This is a genomic window from Sorangium sp. So ce362 (assembly GCF_051519845.1).
Taxonomy (GTDB): Bacteria; Myxococcota_A; Polyangia; order Polyangiales; family Polyangiaceae; genus Sorangium.
Window position 1 is genome coordinate 10,348,136 of record NZ_CP150332.1, and the last position, 18,175, is coordinate 10,366,310.

Annotated in this window: 14 protein-coding genes; 3 read left to right on the plus strand and 11 right to left on the minus strand. The window is 71.9% G+C overall.

Annotated features, from left to right (window positions below; translation table 11 throughout):
• Positions 1-6: 6 nt before the first annotated feature.
• The 5 genes from WMF17_RS39805 to WMF17_RS39825 form a co-directional block, all read right to left on the minus strand.
• Positions 7-2,259, minus strand: coding sequence for a bifunctional SulP family inorganic anion transporter/carbonic anhydrase (locus tag WMF17_RS39805; protein WP_437646330.1), 2,253 nt, complete (start codon positions 2,257-2,259; stop codon positions 7-9).
• Between the two features lie 252 nt (positions 2,260-2,511).
• Positions 2,512-2,877, minus strand: coding sequence for a hypothetical protein (locus WMF17_RS39810; protein ID WP_437598673.1), 366 nt, complete (start codon positions 2,875-2,877; stop codon positions 2,512-2,514).
• Between the two features lie 141 nt (positions 2,878-3,018).
• Entirely contained in the window at positions 3,019-3,759 is a 741-nt protein-coding gene (locus WMF17_RS39815) for a ferritin-like domain-containing protein (protein WP_437598674.1), read from the minus strand.
• On the minus strand, positions 3,752-4,231 hold the full coding sequence (locus WMF17_RS39820) for a hypothetical protein (RefSeq protein ID WP_437646332.1): 480 nt from the start codon (positions 4,229-4,231) through the stop codon (positions 3,752-3,754). Before WMF17_RS39820 ends, WMF17_RS39815 begins: the two co-directional genes overlap by 8 nt.
• Before the next feature lie 1,378 nt (positions 4,232-5,609).
• Positions 5,610-6,506, minus strand: coding sequence for a cupin domain-containing protein (locus WMF17_RS39825; protein ID WP_437598676.1), 897 nt, complete (start codon positions 6,504-6,506; stop codon positions 5,610-5,612).
• Between the two features lie 108 nt (positions 6,507-6,614).
• On the opposite strand from WMF17_RS39825, the gene WMF17_RS39830 reads away from it, so the two are divergent.
• Positions 6,615-7,358 carry an SDR family oxidoreductase gene (locus WMF17_RS39830; protein ID WP_437576220.1) on the plus strand — a complete coding sequence of 248 codons (744 nt, stop codon included), beginning with the start codon at positions 6,615-6,617 and terminating at the stop codon, positions 7,356-7,358.
• Between the two features lie 124 nt (positions 7,359-7,482).
• Here the strand turns inward: WMF17_RS39830 and WMF17_RS39835 are convergent, their stop codons facing one another.
• Positions 7,483-8,262, minus strand: coding sequence for a hypothetical protein (locus WMF17_RS39835; protein ID WP_437646334.1), 780 nt, complete (start codon positions 8,260-8,262; stop codon positions 7,483-7,485).
• Positions 8,263-8,557: 295 nt separating this feature from the next.
• The gene (locus WMF17_RS39840; RefSeq protein WP_437651443.1) at positions 8,558-9,943 is read right to left on the minus strand and encodes a sigma-54-dependent transcriptional regulator; all 1,386 of its coding nucleotides are present in this window, start codon (positions 9,941-9,943) and stop codon (positions 8,558-8,560) included.
• 255 nt (positions 9,944-10,198) lie between these two features.
• Here WMF17_RS39840 and WMF17_RS39845 point away from each other — a divergent pair, with 255 nt between their 5' ends.
• Positions 10,199-11,647 carry an amino acid permease gene (locus WMF17_RS39845; protein WP_437646336.1) on the plus strand — a complete coding sequence of 483 codons (1,449 nt, stop codon included), beginning with the start codon at positions 10,199-10,201 and terminating at the stop codon, positions 11,645-11,647.
• A 109-nt stretch (positions 11,648-11,756) separates the two neighbouring features.
• Here the strand turns inward: WMF17_RS39845 and WMF17_RS39850 are convergent, their stop codons facing one another.
• The 4 genes from WMF17_RS39850 to WMF17_RS39865 all read right to left on the minus strand — a co-directional run bounded on the left by WMF17_RS39850 (position 11,757) and on the right by WMF17_RS39865 (position 16,610).
• Positions 11,757-12,218: a macro domain-containing protein gene (locus WMF17_RS39850; protein WP_437646338.1), complete on the minus strand. Its 462-nt coding sequence runs from the start codon at positions 12,216-12,218 to the stop codon at positions 11,757-11,759.
• A 91-nt stretch (positions 12,219-12,309) separates the two neighbouring features.
• Positions 12,310-13,383: a S1 family peptidase gene (locus tag WMF17_RS39855; RefSeq protein WP_437598682.1), complete on the minus strand. Its 1,074-nt coding sequence runs from the start codon at positions 13,381-13,383 to the stop codon at positions 12,310-12,312.
• A gap of 68 nt (positions 13,384-13,451) precedes the next feature.
• Positions 13,452-14,117, minus strand: a complete 666-nt coding sequence (locus WMF17_RS39860) for a hypothetical protein (protein WP_437598683.1) — start codon at positions 14,115-14,117, stop codon at positions 13,452-13,454.
• Between the two features lie 171 nt (positions 14,118-14,288).
• Positions 14,289-16,610, minus strand: a complete 2,322-nt coding sequence (locus WMF17_RS39865) for a membrane dipeptidase (protein ID WP_437646340.1) — start codon at positions 16,608-16,610, stop codon at positions 14,289-14,291.
• A gap of 297 nt (positions 16,611-16,907) precedes the next feature.
• Between WMF17_RS39865 and WMF17_RS39870 the strand changes: the two genes are divergently transcribed.
• Positions 16,908-17,951, plus strand: a complete 1,044-nt coding sequence (locus WMF17_RS39870) for an AraC family transcriptional regulator ligand-binding domain-containing protein (protein ID WP_437604353.1) — start codon at positions 16,908-16,910, stop codon at positions 17,949-17,951.
• Positions 17,952-18,175 lie beyond the last annotated feature (224 nt).

An 18,175-nucleotide genomic window follows, 5' to 3' on the forward strand; every position in this document is an offset into this window, starting at 1 on the left:
GAGAATCTAGCCGGACGACTCCCGACGACCGGCCATCACGGCGAACGCCCCCTTGGCCTCGTCCCATTCGAACAGCTCGGCCTGACCGACGTCATAAAACCAGGCGTGAAGCTCGATCTCACCGCTCGCGAGCCGCTCGCGCACCAGCGGAAACTGCCGGAGATTGTCGAGCTGGCGCACGGTCGCGGCGCGCGCCGCGTCGTCCACGTCGGCGTGCCCCGACAGATCGCCCGACGCCGCCGGGATCTCCACGAGCCAGCGCTTGAGCGTCGGCAGCTCGTCAGGCACGTGCCCGCTCTTCGCGGCCTTGACGGCGCCACAGGACGAGTGCCCGCAGATCACGATATTGCGCACGCCCAGCACGCCGACCGCATATTCGACAGCCGCTCCCTCACCCGGCCGCGTCGACTCGCTCGGGGGCGACACCATCGCGCCGAGGGCACGCACGATGAATAGCTCGCCCGGGTGCGTGCCCGTGAGCATCGAGGGCGTGATCCTGCTGTCGACGCACGTCACGAAGAGCGTGTGCGGGTGCTGCCCGTCGGCGAGCTGGTCGAAGAGCGGCGTGTAATGCTCGCGCACCTCGATCCGGAACCGCTCGAGGTTCGCGACCACCTGCGCGCGCATCCCGAACGCGCGCGCTTGCCCGAGGACCGCATCGACATCTCGGTCCGTGACGGCCAGGCGTCCGGCGAGGAGATCCCCGCGATCGGCCGCGAGCAGCTTGTCGCGGCAGGCCGGAGAGGCGCCGAGGACGACGACGCGAACGCCGCGAAGGACCAGGTCGGCCACGAGCGAGAGGAAGCGCTCGCAGCCGGTCAGGTCCATCACCTGCACCCCGCGAATATCGAGGATCACGCCCGCCGTCGGGTCGAGCGTGGCCAGGCGCCGGCGCGTCGCTTCGAGCTCGAGCACCACGAGGAACGTGATGGGGCCGCTGAAGTTGACCTGGTGCGGAGCGCCCGCGCTGCCCTGGTGAACCGCGGCGCGGAAGCGAGCGATGCGCCACAAGGCCAGCGCCAGCGTCGCCAGGAGCCCGACCTCGATCCCGCGCAAGAGGCCGCCGAAGAGCATCACGAGCGCGGTCGCCACGAGCACCACCGCCGCGGAGCGCGAGATGCGATAGACGGCGACGAGCGGCCGAAGATCGAGCAGCGGCACGGCGATCGCGATGACGACGCCGGCCAGCGCGGCGAGCGGCACGAGGCGATCGACCACCAGGACGACCGCGGCGAGCGCCGCGCCGAAGAGGGCATGAAAGAGCGCCGCGGCGCGGTGGAGGCCGCCCGCGGCGCGCACAACGGACGAGCGCGCGATAGACCCGGCCGCCGGGACGCTGCCGAGCAGCGACAGGAGGATGTTCGCGAGCCCGTAGCCGACCATCTCCTGATCGAAGTCAGGCCGCGCGCCGGGCACGCGCTCCTCTTCGGCGCTCGCCGAGAGCAGCGTCTCCATCGAGGCGAGCGCGAAGAGGACGAGCGCGGCCCGACCGAACTGCGCCATGCCGTGCGCGGGCTCGCTGGGCCACGGACCGAGCGGCAGCGCGAAGGCCATATCGGACAGCGTGGGGAGATCCAGCTTCGCCAGGTGGGTGAGCCCGGCGCACGCCGCGATCGCGAGCAGCGCGACAGGGGCGCGCCGCGCGTAGCGGGCCCCCAGCCACGTGGCCGCGCCCGCGAACACGGCCATCGCGAGCGCCGGAGCGCGCGCGCCGCCGAGGTGCGCGCCGATTCGGTCGAGCACGCGCAGCGGGTCGAGGTCCGTGGACGTCGCGAAGCCGAGCGCGTCGGGCAGGCTCTGGAGGACGAGCAGCGCGCCGAGGCCCAGCACGAAGCCGTGCACGACGCTCAGCGGCACGAGGCGAGCGAAGCGGCCGACCCCGAGCATGCCGAGGAGGAGCTGCAGGAGGCCGCATATCGCGCCCGCAAACGCGAGGGTGGCCGCCCCGTAGTCGCGGGCGATGTCGGCGAGCGCGAAGCCCATCGCGAGGCCCGGCCCGGCGAGGCCGAGCCTCGTGCCGCCGAGGAGCGCGACCACGGCGCTGCCGACGACGGCGCAGGTCAGCGCGGCCGCAGGGGGCAGCCCGGCGTGGTGCGCGGTGAGCAGGGCCAGCGCGAACGAGGGGCCGAGGGCCGCGGCGCCCGCGACGGCGTCGCTCCACCGCGTCGCGCGGTGAGACGCCTCGCGCCATGACGGGAGGAGCGCGCGCAGGCCGAGATCCGGCCGCGGCATCAGCAAGGGCTTCTGCCGGTCGCTCATGGCGCGCAGGATGCCTGGAAGGACGTGGCGGGCGGAAGCTCGAAATGCGCTCGCGGGTCGACGTATCCGACTCGCACCGTCATCGTGGGCCTTCATCCCTGCTCGCCGAAGATCCGCCGCCGAGGCACCCGACGAGACCCATCACTGGACGGATTGACCGAGAGCAGGGTGGGCGGCAATCCCGGGTCGCCGCGCCACGAACCAGCGAGAGGACAGCGCAACGCGAGCTCCGCGGCGCCGAGGATCGGACCGTCAGAACAGCAGCCGAACGCCACCGCCGAGCGGGCCGATCTGGAGCTGAGCCTGCGCCTTTGCGCGATCGATGTTGATCTGACCCGTGATCCAGAGCGGTACGCCCGTGGCGGCCATGGCGCCTCCGAGGCCCATGAGCACGGTGGGAAAGACCCACGCACGAGACGAGCAGTCGCAGAGATCGTCGTCGCCCGGTCGGGTGAGGAAGTACATGCCTGCTCCCACGGCGCCCAGGGCCAGCCCACCCACGGCGAGACCGGTGCCCACGTCGCGCCGGGTGGCGTCGATGGGGGCGGCCGGCGCCGTCGGCTCGGCCTGCGCGTTGCCCGCGAGCAGCAGGATCAACCCGAACGCGGCGCATCGCATGTCTGCGAGGATCGCTGGTCGCGGCGCGCCCGTCAAGCCGAGCGACGGCGCCGGCCTCCGCCGGTGCCAGAGGCGCCGCCCTCCAGTCGCGCGTTCCGAAGAGCAGGCCGCCCAGGGATCCCAAACGCGCTTGCGCGCCGATCACACCGTGGGTCCAAGGCGAGCCTCATGCTCCCCGAGCCACGCCTCCCCGCGCGCCGTATCCACGCCGAATCGCCGTAGCCCAGGAAGAACCACGAGCCGCATCGTCTCGCTGAAGATTCGCCTGCTCTCGCCGCGTCCGAGCGCGCCGAGGCCCGACAGCGCATCTTGCGCCGGATCCTCGGCCTCCGCCGAGAAGAGCACCTCCGCGGCGACGGTGCCCGCGAGCATCGCCGGGAGGTACGCGCCGATCACGTCTCCGACGCCGCGCTCCCGCTCGGCCGCGAGGTGCGCCCAGCCGAGGCGTGCGTGGTCGATCTCGTCGCGCAGGATGCGATGCATGTTCTCCCGCACGACGGGATCGGCCGCCCGCGAGACGAGCTCGCCGAGCAGCGCCGCGCTGAGGGTCTCGGTGATGCACGACATCGCGACGACCTCGTAAAGGACACGCTCCCGGGCCCCGAGCCCGCGCGGCCCGACCTCCCGCGCCGGAGGCGCCGGGCCGAGCGCAACCGGCTCGCCGCCGAGCTCGCGCACGAGCGCCGCGCATTGCTCTGCATGGCGCCGCTCGTCGGAGGCCGCGTCGCGCGCCATCGTGACGACCGGGCCCACGGCGCCCACGGCCGCGAGCTCGTCCCCGAGCCGCGAGAAGCGCGACGCCGCCTCGAGCTCGGCGCGCGCCCTCCGCCGCCAGACCCGCGCCGCCGAGGCGCGCACCGCCGCGCGATCCACGTCAGTCACCGCAGCACCCCACTCCGTCGTTCGCAGCGGCGCAGAACGGCGCGCAGCAAGGCTCGTCGTTGTTGCAGCCGTCCATCCAGCAGCACGGGCAGCCGCAAGGATCTTTCGGCTCGCCGGGAAATTCGAGGACGGTGCATTGCGGGCCGCCCCCGCCGCCCCCCGTCCCGCTCGTCGCGCCGCCGCCGCTGCCCGCCGTCGCCCCCGCGCCGCCGCCGCCTTGGGCTCCCGAGCCGCCCGTCGCGTCCTCGCCGCCATGGCCGCCGCTGCCCGCCGTCGCCCCCGCGCCGCCGCCGCCTTGGGCTCCCGAGCCGCCCGCCGCGTCCTCGCCGCCATGGCCGCCCGCCCCGCTCACCGCCCCCGGCGCGCCGCCGCCGTCGCCGCCGCTCCCACCGCCGGCCTGCTGCCCACACGCCCCGAGGCCGAGCGACGCACCACCGAGGACCACCACGCTGAAAAGTCTTTCGAGTTTCATCACACCCTCCAGATCAAGCAAGACACAATGAAGGACCGTCGCGCCGCTGCCCGGCGCTCCGCGCGTCGTGACACGCTCAGCATGAAGGCCATCTCGCGTCCTGTGAATCGAAACTTTCAGCATAGTATTGTTCGGCGGGGCCGAACGATGCTCGCTCGACCGATGTCCCCCGCCCGCGCGAGCCTGCCCGACCTCGGCGCGCCGCTCTTCGATCGGACGACCGCCGCGCCGCGCTCACGCCCGCCGCCGCTGAAGGCTGAAGGCCCGTGGGGTGCTGAGCTGAGCTGCTGAGCGGGCGCTGTCACGGCGGTGTACCAGCGCGACGGCGCGGTGTCATGGCCGCGTGGCACCACCCCGAGATGGATATCGCCTATCTCTCGTTCGCGAACGGCGGGCCGGACCCCGATGGGGCGAACGAGAGCGTGGTCAGCTGGATGATGAGCCAGCCCGCGTACCGGCGGACCACGGGCGGGTGCAAGGACGACCCCGCGCTCGTGACGGGAGTGCAGCGCTTCTGGGACGAGAAGCACAACCGCCGAGAGCGCCTCGATCAGGCACCCCCGCCTCCGCCACTCCCGCCTCCGCCACTCCCGCCTCCGCCCCTCCCGCCTCCGCCCCCAGAGCCGCCGGCCCCAGGGAGGCTACAACAGAGCTCGGTTTCATTCCGACCGTCGACGCAATCTGGACCCATCCCAAACGGACTCGCACTGGGTGCGCAGTACCAGCCTTCCGGGTGTTCTGGGTGATCGACCGCGCAAGCGGCGGACAGGTCGGGATCGTCATAGCAATACTCCGTTGTGCTGGTGATCGAACTGCTGACGGCGTCCCCCGCGCTGACGCTCGAGCTCGTGGCCGCTGCGCCGCCCGTTCCGGGCGTGGAGCCGCCTCCGTCATCTCCGCAGGCACAAAGAAGAAGCCCGAAGAGGGCGATTGTAGCCAAAGATTCCAAGTGCATCGACAGATCTCCTTGACTAACCGCCGGAGCCGCCGTTCGACGTGTCGGGCCCCAGCCCGACGCCCCCGTCTCCGCCCCAGGCCCCGGCTCCGCCCTGGCCTCCGGTTGTCTGCCAGCCCCCGGTTGCGCCCGCGCCGCCTTCTCCGCTCCCACCGTAGTATTCGCTCGGATCCTCGTAGACATCGATGCTGACGTTCAGCTTGCCGTTGAGCCACAGGGCGGCGTCCCCGATACCGAACTGATACTGAACCCAGGTCGTCGCGCTTCGCGCGGCGCTGTCCAGCGAGCGTCGACGGCGAGGAGCGTCGACCGCGGTCCAGCACGGGGCAGGCCCCGCTCAGGCTGCGGGGGGAGCGTGGATCTGCGTTGCGTGAGCGCGTACCACGTCGGGGTCGGCAACGACGTCTCGCTCGACGCGACGTCCTAGCCCGCGCGCGCGTAGCGACTCGGGGGCTGGCCGACGTGTCGGCTGAACGCGGTGCTGAAGGTGCTCGCCGAGCCGTAGCCGACGCGCTCGGCGACCTCGGCGATCCCGAGATCCTGGCGGCGGAGCAGATCCCTCGCGACGGCCATGCGCCAGGCGAGCAGGTATTCCATCGGCGGCTGGCCCACGGTGCGGGTGAAGCGCTCGAAGAACGTCGAGCGCGAGAGGGCCGCGGTCTTCGCGAGCTCGGCCACCGTCCACGAACGCGCGAGCTGAGCGTGCATCTGCCGTATCGCCGACGCGAGCCGCGGATCGGCCAACCCCCGCAGGAGCCCCGGAGGCGCGTCCTCGGCCGAGGTCGACCGCAGCGCTTCGATGAGCAGCACCTCCACGAGCCGCGTGAGGACGAGGTCGCGACCCGATCTCTGCTCGTTCGATTCGTCGCCTACGAGCCGCACCAGCGCCGAGAGCCGCTCGACGCCGCGCACGTGCAGCAGCGCCGGCAGCAGCGACACGAGCAGCGCCGCGTCAGGCGAGTCGAAGATGAAGTAGCCGCCGAGCAGCCGCACGTCGGGGCGTCCACCGCGCGTGCCGTGGCGGACCTCACCCGTCGGCGCGGGCGCCACCTTCGGGTCGATGCGCTCCGGCCTCACCGGCTCGAAGCCCGACAGGGTGAAGCCCGGCGTCGCCGGCAGGAGCACGAAGTCGCCCGCCTCGAGCGTCAGGGCGCGCTCGCCGTCGACAGCGAGACGACAGCTGCCCTCCACCACGGCGCAGAAGCTCGGCTGGCCGAAGTCCGAGTAGCGAACACCCCAGCGGCCGGCGCCGCTGATGCCCTTCGAGAGCACGGTGCGCGGCTGGAGCAGCGCGATGACCTCCGAGAGAGGGTCGTTCATGTCCGGACTCTAGCAAACGAAATGTGGACTCTCAATTGTAGATAGTCCAGCGCCCCGCGGCTATGTTCCCCCCATGAACGCCGCGCTCGTCGCGGCAAAGGAATGGATATGAAGACCGTGCTCATCACTGGTTGCTCCTCGGGCTATGGCCTCGAGACCGCGCGCCACTTCCACGCGCAGGGCTGGAACGTGGTCGCCACGATGCGAACGCCGCGCGAGGACGTGCTGCCGCGGTCGGACCGGCTGCGCGTGGTGGCGCTCGACGTGACGAAGCCCGCCAGCATTGCGGCCGCGCTCGAGGCGAGCGGGCCCATCGACGTTCTCGTCAACAACGCCGGCATCGGGCTCATGGGCGCCTTCGAGGCCACGCCGATGACCACGGTGCGCGAGGTGTTCGAGACAAACACCCTCGGCGTGATGGCCATGACGCAAGCCGTGCTGCCCGGGTTCCGCGCGCGGAGATCGGGCGTGGTGGTGAACGTGACCTCGAGCGCGACGCTCGCGCCGATGCCGCTCGTCGCCGTGTACACCGCGAGCAAGATGGCCATCGAGGGGTTCAGCGCGTCGCTCGCGTTCGAGCTCGAGGCCTTCGACGTGCGCGTGAAGCTCGTCGAGCCGGGCTACGCCCCGACGACGCGCTTCACGAGCAACGGGGGAGCCCGCATGGAAGGGCTGATTCCCGACGCCTACGCGCCCTTCGCACAGCGTATCTTCGCCTCCTTCGGGCAGCCGGCGCTTGTGACGAGCGAGTCCGACGTGGCCGAAGCGGTGTGGCGCGCCGCGAACGACGCATCGGGGCAGCTCCGGTTCCCGGCCGGGCCCGACGCGGTGGCGCTGGCTCGGGCGAGCTGAGCAACTCGATGGGGCGTTGGCGGCGGCGTGACGGGAAGGAGATGAGCGGTGTGGCCCGCGTCGCCGTCGCGCGGGGATCGCCGGCAGGCGCACGCCGCGAGCGGTGCGCCTGCCGGGAGGCGGTTCACCTGGGGATGAACACGCAGCACCCGACGACGCAGGTGTAGCCGTCGGAGCACCCGGCGCTGCAGGGCTCCGCGCACGTCGGGTCAGGCTCGCCCTCGCCGCCGCTGCCGTCGGAGCCGCCCTCGCCCGTGCCGCCGTCGGGGTCGCCGCCGCTGCTATCGGAGCCGCCCTCGCCGCTCTCGCCCGTGCCGCCGTCGTGACCGCCGCAGCCCCCCTCGCCGCCGTCGCTGCCGCCCGGGTCGCCGGAGCCGCTGCCGGGGCCGTCATCGCAATGGCCGGGGCCGATGCCGCCCTCGTTGAAGTCGGCGAGCTTGCCCGACAGCGAGACGGCCTCGTCGGCCGCGGCGCCGCGCTTCACGCCGTACGGAAGCTTGCCGTCAGCATCCTTGTTGGCGGCCATCCACGCCTCGGCGTCGGCGAGCGCCCCGTCGAGGGCAGCGTCGCTCGCGCCGCTCGCCACGTTGAGCCGCGCGGCGATGAGCTGGTGGCCCAGGATCAGGCTGGTGTCGCCCTTCGGGGGCGTCCGGAAGAGCTCGAGCAGCTCCTCCTGGGAGTACTCCACGCCGCCGAGGGTGAGCTTCGACGTCGGCCAGCTCTCCTCGTGGTTCTTCCAGTAACCCTGGGTGAGCGTGCAGCCGTCGCCCTCGGGCGTGGGCTGACTCACGACCACGTTGGCGCTCCCCTCGGCGAGGCCATCGGTGGCGCCCAGCCCGCAGCCGGCGAGGGCGGCTCCGACCAGCGACAGACAGCCCACAAGCATCATCCTGCCAAGCGTCATGCGTCCTCCTGAAGTTACTCATCAGCGAAGCTCGCCCCTCGCGAGGAGCAAACCACCGACATCGCGCGTGCAGAGCGGCCGGCGTCGGGCCGATCGGGAGGCACCGGCGGCCCCCGATCGACGGGGACCACGACCTCGATCGGATTGAACCAGCGACAGTCGTGACGAGCCGCGCTCTCGGTCCTTCAGTGCCGGCCTGAGCTCGGCGCGGCTCATGTTTTTATTGTCGCCTGCAGATCAAAGCTCGTTCCCGGCCGAGTGAATCTTTCCTTCGTCATCGCACGAGCGACCCAGGTCACTTCAGTCCATACCGATCCATCTTGTTGAGCAGCCCCTGGCGCGACAGCCCGAGCCGCACCGACGCCTGGCTCCTGTTCCCCTGGGTCGCCCGGAGCGCGGCGGCGATCTCCCGCCGCTCCAGCGCCGCGATCTTCTCTTCGAGCGCCGCCCCCTCGGCCGGCTCGTCGCCCGCCGCCGCCGCGGGCGCGCCGCCTCGCCGCGCCGGCGAGAGGTCCTCCTCGAGGATCTCTCCCCTGCCCCCGGCCATCACGAGCGCGCGCTGCATCTCGTGCCGGAGCTCGCGCAGGTTGCCGGGCCAGTCGCAGGCCTCGAGCCGCCGCATCGCGCCGGGCGAGATCGCCGTCACGGGCGAGCGCGGCACGAGCGCGCGCGACACGTTCAGGAAATGCTGCGCGAGCAGCGGCAGGTCCCCCACGCGATCCGCGAGCCGCGGCAAGGCGATCTCGATCCCGCGCACGCGCCAGTAGAGATCGTCGCGAAAGGTCTTGTTCGCGACCATCGACTCCAGCGCCCTGTGGGTGGCCGACACGATGCGGACGTCCACGGTCACCGGGCGCGCCGCGCCGACCGGCAGGATCTCCCCCGTCTCGAGCACCCGCAGGAGCTTCACCTGCAGCGCCGGATCCATGTCGCCGAGCTCGTCGAGGAACAGAGTCCCTCCGTCCGCCTCGACGAACAGGCCGGGAGCGTCCTTGATCGCGCCCGTGAAGGCGCCCTTGCGGTGGCCGAACAGCGTCGACTCCAGCAGGGTCGGCGCGAGCGCGCCGCAGTTGACCGCGATGAACGGCTTGCCCTTCCGCCGGCTCCTCGCGTGCAGGTAATGGGCGAACACCTCCTTGCCCGTCCCGGATTCGCCCGTGATGAGCACCGGCACGTCGGTCGGCGCCGCGCGCTCGCACAGCGTCTTCGCCTCGAGGAACGCCGGCGACTGGCCGAGCAGCGCCGAGGCGTCGCCCTCGCGGGCGGTGAGCGAGCGCTCCAGCTCCGCCACCCGGTCCTCCAGCGCGAGGCGCGCCGCCGCGCGCGCGACCACGGCGAGCAGCACGTCCGGGTCGACGGGCTTGGCCAGGAAGTCATACGCGCCGCGCTCGACGAGCCGCAGGGCGAGCGGGGTCTCGCCCGCGCCGGAGACGACGATCACCTTGGCCGCGGGCCGCTCGGCGAGGATCTTCTCCGCGAGCGCGGCGCCCTCCTCGGGGCGGCCCGACGGCGGCAGCATCAGGTCGAGCACGACGAGGCGCGCGCTCGTGCGGCGGAGCTCCGCGAGGGCCTTCGGGGCGGCCCCGGCCTCGGCGACCGCGTACCCGTCCAGCGAGAGGAGCTCGCGGTAGGCGTCGCGGAAGCCCGGATCGTCGTCGATGAGCAGGACAGTGTCGGTCACGGGTGACCGTACCGCGTCGCCCGGGCGCGGATCCAGGCCTGTCTTGGGCGCGGCCGGCGAGCTGCCGAGCTGCTCGGCCATCGCGCCGTCGAGGGAACGGCGGCTCACCACCCCCTGCGCCCGCGCGATGTCCGTGCCGAGATCATCGCCTCCTTGCGACGTGCCTCTGGCTTGACGTACCGACGGCCGGGCCGCAGAGCCAGCACACCGAAGATCATGGGGAGCCGGCTATTCGTCCGCAAACCGATATCGGTCATGAAAAAAGAGCTGGAGGGGGAGCACCGCCTCCAGCGCGCCCTCGGGCCGCTGCAGCTCACGAGCCTCGGGATCGGCGCCATCATCGGGACAGGCATCTTCGTACTCACCGGTCAGGCCGCGCACGACAAGGCAGGTCCCTCGCTGATGCTGTCCTTCGTTGTCGCGGGGATGGCCTGCGTGTTCGCGGCCCTCTGTTACGCGGAGTTCGCGGCGATGGTGCCGATCGCGGGCTCGGCCTACACGTACGCGTACGCGACGCTCGGCGAGCTGCCGGCGTGGATCATCGGGTGGGACCTCATCCTCGAGTACGCCGTCGGCGCCGCCGCCGTGGCGCACGGGTGGTCCCACTATTTCCAGGACTTCATCGGGATCTTCGGGGTAGCGCTGCCAAGGGAGCTCAGGAGCGCGCCGTTCGACTACGATCCAGCGCTCGGCGAGCTCGTGTCCACGGGGTCGATCCTCGATCTCCCCGCCAGCCTCGTGACGGCCGGGGTCACGATGGTGCTGCTCAAGGGCATCCGCGAGAGCGCGACCTTCAACGCCGTGATCGTCGCGCTCAAGCTCGCGGTCGTGCTCTTCGTCATCGCCGTCGGCGCGTTCCACGTCGACCCGGGCAACTGGCGGCCGTTCGCGCCGTTCGGGTTCGGGGGGCTCAGCTTCTTCGGTCACACGATCTTCGGCGAGGTCGGCAAAGGGGGCGAGCCGCTCGGGATGCTCGCCGGCGCCGCGACCATCTTCTTCGCTTACCTCGGGTTCGATGCGGTCTCGACCCACGCCGAGGAGGCGAAGCACCCGCAGCGCGATCTCCCCATCGGCATCGTGGCCTCGCTCATCATCTGCACCGTGCTCTACGTCGCCGTCGCGGCGATCCTGACGGGCATGGTGCCCTACACCGAGCTGAGCATCGACGCGCCGGTCTCCGACGCCTTCGCGCGCGTCGGCCTCCCGTGGGCGCAGTTCATCATCTCTCTCGGGGCGGTCGCGGGGATCACCTCCGTGCTGCTCGTGCTCATGAACAGCCAGCCGCGCGTGCTGCTCGCCATCGCCCGCGACGGGCTCCTGCCCAGGAGATTCTTCGGAGCGGTGCACCCGGTCTTCAAGACGCCGTGGAAGTCCACCCTCGTCACCGGGTTCGTGGTCGCCACCCTCTCGGCGCTCCTCCCGCTGCGGATCCTGGCGGAGCTCGTCAATATCGGGACGCTCCTTGCGTTCCTGTTCGTCTGCGCGGCGGTCCTGGTCATGCGCCGGGCGGCGCCGGACGCGCCGCGCCCGTTCCGGGTGCCGCTCTATCCGCTCACCCCGATCCTCGGGATCGTGATCTGTCTCCTCCTCATGTTCTCGCTGCCCACCGAGAACTGGCTGCGCCTCGCCATCTGGCTCCTCCTCGGGTTCGCGGTCTACTTCGGCTACAGCCGCAAGCACAGCGCGATGACGGCGAGCCAGTGACGCCGCGGCGCGCCGCGCGCTCCCCGGCAGGGCGCGCCCCACGTTCCTCGGTCGATCGCGGCGCGCACCGCGCAGAGGCAAGGACTCGCGAAGCGAGCCGCGCCTGCGGCTACGCGGTCCGCGCGCGCACGAACTGCTCGAAGACAAGGAGCGTGACGCTCGTGTGGGCGCCGCTCTCCGCGAGGACGCGCTTCACCCGCTGCCCGTCGAGCCCGGCGCTCCCGGCCCCGAGGCGCGGCAGCGCGATCCGGTCGATCCCCGCCTTCGCCGCGAGCTCCACCATCGTCTTCAGGGATCGCGAAAGGGCCGGCAGGGTCGCCTTTTTTGCCTCGCTCTCCTGGATCGCCAGGCAGTAGACCGTGTCCATGCCCTCGCTCCACGTGAAGACGTCCCCGAGCGCCGGCCTGCGCTCGGCGCAGCGCTGGGCGTAAGCCTCGAGCATCCGCGGCCACCGCTTCTTGAAGGCGACGGAGACCCCCGCGTCCATGGTCCCCGCGCAGTTGCAACCGTGGGCGTAGGCGCGCACCCCGTCGGTGTGGAGGATGTCGCCCTTGGTGAAGATCGTCGGCACGGAGGGCACACTACCCGATCCGCGGCGGGGCGAGCGGCTCATCGCGATCGGGCCCGAGGCTGACGCCAGGCAGACGCCCGTCCTCGGGGGGTTATCGAGCTCGTCCTGGATGAGGTCGCCGAGCGCCGTGCTCGGGGTGCTCGCGCCAAGGCCGCCCTCCTCGGCGTGCCCTGGATCGTCGCAGGAACATCACGATGGCGCTCGCCATCAAGGCACCTGGCGCTCCGATGCCCCTGCGGTCCAGGGGGCGCCCGGTGCGGCCGACGGCGCATCCGCCCGGCGGGTCGCCGTCGAAGCCCGCCGCCGGCGTGGCGCCTTCGCCCGCGACAGGCACCTCTCCGTCGGCGTTCTCCTCGATCCAGCGGCCGTATGCGGGCACGAGCGTGTAGATCCCGCCGTCTCCGCAGTCGGGGCCGGCGGGCGAGCCGAGCGCGCGAACGCTGATGCCGAGGAGGTGCGGCTCTCCCGCGATCATGAGGCACGCAGGCCCGCCCGAATCCCCAGAGCAGCTGTCCGGCGACCCGGGAGCGCCGGCCGAGAGCTCGGTCGCGTTCCGCTCCTGGAAGGGCGTCTCGCCGACGTACAGCGCGCCGGAGGGCTGGCCAGGCTCGCCCCGGGCGCCGTAGCCGGCGATCACGACCTGTGCGCCCTCGTCCAGCAGGCCGTCCAGCGCCCCGGGCGGGACCAGCGGAACCGGGCTCATCGTCGTCACCGGGGTCTCCAGCAGCAAGAGCGCGATGTCCTCCGCCCGGGCGAGCTTCCTCGCGCCGATCGTGCCAGGCGCCGGGAAGTCCTCGTGTCGGACGACCTTGCGAACACGGAAGATCTGCTCGGGCGACGCGTCGGTCACGTCGAGCGCGCCCGCCGCCACCCGCAGGTTCGCGGACCCGAGCTCGGCGAGGACCTCCCCGGTGACCTCGTCCTGCAGCACGACGCAGTGGGCCGCGGTGACGACACAGCTCGGGGAGATGAGGACGCCCGAGCACTCCTGGACACCCTCGCTGTCCAGCACGGCGACGGCGCCGAAGAGGGCGTCGGGGGTCGCCGGTCTCCCGTCCTTGATCGCGAGAGGCTGCTCCTCCACGGGGTCTCCGGGCAGGGCGTGCGAGCACCCCGCGAACCCGCCGAGGGCCGCGCAGGCGAGAGCGACGAGGCGTGGGCTCATGTCACGCAGGCTCCGGGCTCACGGCGCGCCGGGCTCGAATGCCCGGCGCGCCGCGCCGTCGGGATCGGTTACTGGCACTCCGGGACGTCGGAGCAGGACTGCTTCGACAGGCGGATGCCGTCGACGACCGGCACCCCGGCGAAGAACGCCGAGCACTTCGCGGCCGCCCAGATCCCGATCGTCTTGAACGTGTGGCACGACCAGTTCGCCGAGAAGGAGACGCTCGCGCGACAGCAGTACGTCGACGCCCTCTGGGACGAGTCGCCGGACTCGGAGACCCGCTCGGCGGCCGAGAGCCAGCTCGAGCGCAGCTCCGTGAGCCGGGCGTCGAGGGTCCCCTCCGCGTGCTGCCGCTCCATCTCGAGCAGGACGGGATCGTAGGACTGGAAGTAGAGCTCCATCGCGTCCGACCCGGCCGCGAGCAGGTCTCCGGAGGCGGCCCCCTCCTGGAGGAGCTCGATCAAGGTCTGGACCTGGCTCTGCTGCCGGATCGGCTGCGCCTTGGACCAGGCCTCGGCCCATTCGGCCGAGAGCGTCCCCGAGGCCAGCCGCGCCTCCAGCTCGACGCCGATGTTCTCCACGGTCCGCAGCAACAGGGCCGGCGTGACGGCCGCCGACGCCTCGACCTGCGGCGCGGGCGGGTCGCTCTCCGTCTCCGTGGCGTCACCCGAGCCGCAAGCGGCGGAGAGCGTCGCGATCAGCATGGTCAGGGCAAGTGCGAGCTTCTTCTTCATCTGGATCTCCTGCAACCGGTCGTGGCCTGTCAGGCCGAAACAGCGCTACGACGAGCGTGTAACACGCGCTCGCGAAAGCCCGAGTTCCACTTCGCGACAGGCGATGTACAGAATGCGCCAGGGTGCCGTGGCAACGCAAATGTGCAACCACACTGCGACGAGCTCGGGCGGTCAGCGGCAGAAGAGGAACCTGCAGTTCCCGGAAGCGCACTGGTTGTCCTTTGTGCACGCCGCGCCTCGGCTGCGCTTGTTGACGCACTCGCCCTCGTTGGTGCCCCAGCCACAGAACTGGTTCGCGGCGCAGTGCGCGTCGGAGCGGCAAAGGCACGTCTGGGTGAGATCGCCGCAGCGGTTGCTGGGGCACTCCTCGTTCACCCGGCACCCCTGGCCGATGGTCTTCGAGCCAGGCGTGTAACACCAGCCCGCGCCGGCGATCAGCCCCCCGCAGCGGCCGGACGCGCACTCGCCGTCGCGCGTGCACATCTGATGATCGGCCTTCTTCGGCTCGCAGGCGTTGTCGCCCCCGATGCCAGGCGTCTTCCGCGCGCAGCGGAGGCCGCTGCCGCAATCGGCGTCGTCGTTGCAGACGCAGCGCCCCGGGATCGCGTTGCAGGCGACGGCCGTGCACTGGCCGCTCTCGCACTCCTCATCGAACCGGCAGCTCCCTCCCAGCGCCTGGAACCCCGGGCAGTAGGCCGCGCCGCACTTCCTTGGGTAGGCGAGCTCCCGCTGCTCCGACGTCGCGAAGGGGGCGACGCCGCTCTCGTCGAGATCGGTGGCGGGATCGGCCATCCCGGCCCGCGGCCCCTGCGCGCGCTCCCACATGCGGAGAAAGGACTCGGTCGACGATCTCAGGCCCGTCGTGTCCACGCCCAGGCGATCCAGGTCGGCCACGAGGTCGGGCAGCATCCCCTCGTGAGCCAGGCCCTTCTCGTCGAACTCCGTTCCCAGGGGGCCGGGCCCCTGCGCGCGCTGGTCCCAGGCCTGGCAATCGGCCTCGGCCTGGAACGCCGCCGAGCAGGCGCCGTCCTCGCCGAAGCGCGGCCGGGTCTGCTGGATGAAGCCGTTGAGATCGGCCCCGAAGGCCATGGGGACCTTCAGGCCGAGCCGCCCGTACTCGTAGGCCTGGGCGAAGGAGCGCGAGGAGCCCTGGCAGCTGTTCTCGACCGAGCTGCGGGTGTACTGCCGGGTCTCGTCGTGCGCGGTGCGCAGGCCGAAGATGCCGCCGGTCTGCCGGAGCATCCGGATCACCCGCGCCGGCGTGGACTTCTCCTTCTCCGCCACCGCCGGGCCCATGATCTCCCGGAAGTGACCGTGGGAGATATAGATCGGGTAATAGTCGCGCGCCTGCGCCAGCTGGAACACCCGATCCACGCCCCGCTCCGCCATGTGCGCGACGTCGATCAGCATTCCCCGGTCCATCATCTCGCCGACGAGCGCGTCGCCGAGCGGCGTCAGCCCGCGCATGTTGCGGCAGCTCGCGTCGACATCCATGCCCAGCGTGACCCCCGCGAGGGTGGCGTCGCAGTCGGTGTCGATGAAGCAGTTCTCGGTGTACTGCGCGAACTGGAAGATCGGGTTGTGCAGCGCCGCCCCGCCGAAGGCGTTGTCCATCTGGTGCACCGGCTGGAGCGTCCGGACCCCCAGAGCGTGGTACCTGTCGAGCTGCGCGCGCATCTTCGCCGCGTCGACGTCGCGGCCGAACAGGTGGCTTGCCTCGATGGACAGCACCACGGCCAGCTTGCCCGCCCCGATGATCTGCCGGGCGTGCGCCGGCGAGAGCGCGACGTCCATCCAGCCGGCGTTTCGCGCGACAAGCGCGTGGGTCATCTGGAGCTGGAGGTCGACGTCGACCATCTCGTCGCACGCCCGCGCGCCGTTCTGCGCCGGCAAAATCGAGCAGAGCCAGTCGAAGCTCACCGCCGACATGACGATGAGGCTCAGCCCGCGATCGTGGGCCGCGCGCAGCCAGCTCACATGACCCTGCTGGTGAGCGATGGTGTCCCAGCGCGGCCACCCCTCGGAGAGGTGCTTTCGCTGGAGGTGAAGCCCTGTGTCGCCCTCCGTCCCTTCGGTCTTGCCGATCGCCTCCGAGCCGAGGACGCCGCCGCCCAGCCCGAGCAGCGCCGACAGCGCGCCGCTGCTCGCGAGATCCAGCATCGCCGACTGAGGGCACCGGTCCAGGAGCGCGCTGAGGTCCTGTCGCACGCGGGCGTGATCGCTCCCTGGAATGCCGCCGTCGCAATCCTCCAGGGCGCCGTCGTGCTTGCCGTGCAGCCATCGGCCCCCGAACGCCTCCTCCGACATCATGTGGAAGTGCAGGTCCGCGAACCCGCTCACCGGGGGTGAGCCGAGCGCGGCCGGGGCGGGGACAGGGCTCGACGCGGCGACGCCGGCGGAGAGGCCGCTCCAGACGACAGGACGCCCGAGATCGTCCGTGGGGTCTTGCCCGCTGGCCGGCGGGGTCGTTCCGGAGTCGCACCCGGACGTCATGAGGGCGAAGGCGGCCAGGGCCGCGGTCGCGAAGGGGCGCGCGCCGCGCCCGCGACGCCGGTCGGGCGCCGGGTCGGGTCGAGGCGATCGAGCACGTGTCACGCAATGGTCAAGGAAGGTCATCGGTGGCGCAGCCCGGGGGGTTCGGTTGTGGGTGTCCCAGGCTCTCAGGGCGCCAAGTTAGCTCAGGTATCGCCGGGTCGAGCGCGCGACAGATTTACATTTTGCGACACGCTCTCATAATGCGCCATCGTGCCGGCTCGAGGTTCGGGATCCACGGAGTTCTTGCGGGCCCTGGTGACAGCGGCAGCGCGAGACGGGCTCGAGGCCGAGGACGTTCGGCGCGTGATCGCGCTCCCCAGCGGCTTCCTGGAGAAGCGGGGCGCTCGCGTGTCCATCGCCATGGTCCGCCGCGTGTGGAGCGGGCTCACGGACCCCCGGGCGGCCGGTCCTCTCCTGGGCCTCCGCGCCGCCCGGCAGCTCCCGCTGGGGAGCCTCGACCTCCTCGATTACCTCTCGATGGCCAGCACGACGGGCGCAGAAGCGTTCTCGCACCTGACACGTTATCTGCCGCTGCTCGCGGATGCCGGGCGCGTCTGGACCGAATCCGATGGGCAGAGCTTCCGGTTCCGTCACGATGCGCCCGGCGGCGTCCCCTCGCTGGCGGAGCTGCTGCTCGGGCTGGTCGTCGCGCGTTCCCACGCGCTGTTCGGGCCGGCCCACGCGCCGCGCCGGGTCCAGTTCGCGCACGCTCCCCTCGCCGCGGCCAGCAGGTATGAAGAGGTCCTCGGCGTCCCGGTGCAGTTCGGGGGCCGCTTCGACGAGATCGTCTTCGATCGCGACATCGCCCGGGCGCCGATCGCCAGCCAGGACCCGCAGCTCAGGTGCATCCTTGTTGCGCAGGCGGAGGAAGCGCTCTCTCGCCTTGACGTCTGCGGGAGAGTCGCGCATGATGAAGAGTTTGTCCCTGCCTTCCGGCACGCCCTGGCGCTGGCGCTCGACGCGGGCGACGCCAGCCTGGCGCGCATCGGCGAGAGCTTCGGGATGAGCGCGCGGACGTTGCAGCGCCGGCTGGCCGCGGCGCACGTCAGCCACCGGGAGCTCTTGCAGCAGCTGCGGCTGGAGCGGGCGCGGCAAGCGCTGGGGGCTGCCCAGCTCAAGGCGGTGTCTCATGAGCTCGGCTATTCGAGCCCCAGCGCCTTCCACCGCGCGTTCAAGCGGTGGACGGGGCTGACCCCCGGCGCCGCGGCCGAGGGCGGCGCCTCGCCGCCGGCGGGACGGAGCGGCGGCAAGAGGCAGCGGGGGGCCGGGGAGCCGCCCGCGCCGCCGGCGGGCGCGTGACGGTCGCCGTGGCAGGCCCGACGCGCTGATCCCGCGTCACCGCGGAACGCGCGGGCGCGCGGCGCCTGGCGGGTTTTGTCACCCCCTGGCGCGCTTTGTCGCCTTCGCGGCCCGCCCGAAGGCAGCTAGTCCAGGTCATCACGGGAGACCGCCAGCCGCTCCGCGAGCGCGCCCGGCGGACGACCGCGTCACGTCCGCTCATCTCGGCCGACCAGGCCGTCGGG

Excerpts from the sequence above, each read along its gene's own strand:
- WMF17_RS39805 (WP_437646330.1), bottom strand. The coding sequence starts at position 2,259 with ATGAGCGACCGGCAGAAGCCCTTGCTGATGCCGCGGCCGGATCTCGGC.
- WMF17_RS39810 (WP_437598673.1), bottom strand. The coding sequence starts at position 2,877 with ATGCGATGCGCCGCGTTCGGGTTGATCCTGCTGCTCGCGGGCAACGCG.
- WMF17_RS39820 (WP_437646332.1), bottom strand. The coding sequence starts at position 4,231 with ATGAAACTCGAAAGACTTTTCAGCGTGGTGGTCCTCGGTGGTGCGTCG.
- WMF17_RS39825 (WP_437598676.1), bottom strand. The coding sequence starts at position 6,506 with ATGAACGACCCTCTCTCGGAGGTCATCGCGCTGCTCCAGCCGCGCACC.
- WMF17_RS39830 (WP_437576220.1), top strand. The coding sequence starts at position 6,615 with ATGAAGACCGTGCTCATCACTGGTTGCTCCTCGGGCTATGGCCTCGAG.
- WMF17_RS39835 (WP_437646334.1), bottom strand. The coding sequence starts at position 8,262 with ATGACGCTTGGCAGGATGATGCTTGTGGGCTGTCTGTCGCTGGTCGGA.
- WMF17_RS39845 (WP_437646336.1), top strand. The coding sequence starts at position 10,199 with ATGAAAAAAGAGCTGGAGGGGGAGCACCGCCTCCAGCGCGCCCTCGGG.
- WMF17_RS39855 (WP_437598682.1), bottom strand. The coding sequence starts at position 13,383 with ATGAGCCCACGCCTCGTCGCTCTCGCCTGCGCGGCCCTCGGCGGGTTC.
- WMF17_RS39860 (WP_437598683.1), bottom strand. The coding sequence starts at position 14,117 with ATGAAGAAGAAGCTCGCACTTGCCCTGACCATGCTGATCGCGACGCTC.
- WMF17_RS39865 (WP_437646340.1), bottom strand. The coding sequence starts at position 16,610 with ATGACGTCCGGGTGCGACTCCGGAACGACCCCGCCGGCCAGCGGGCAA.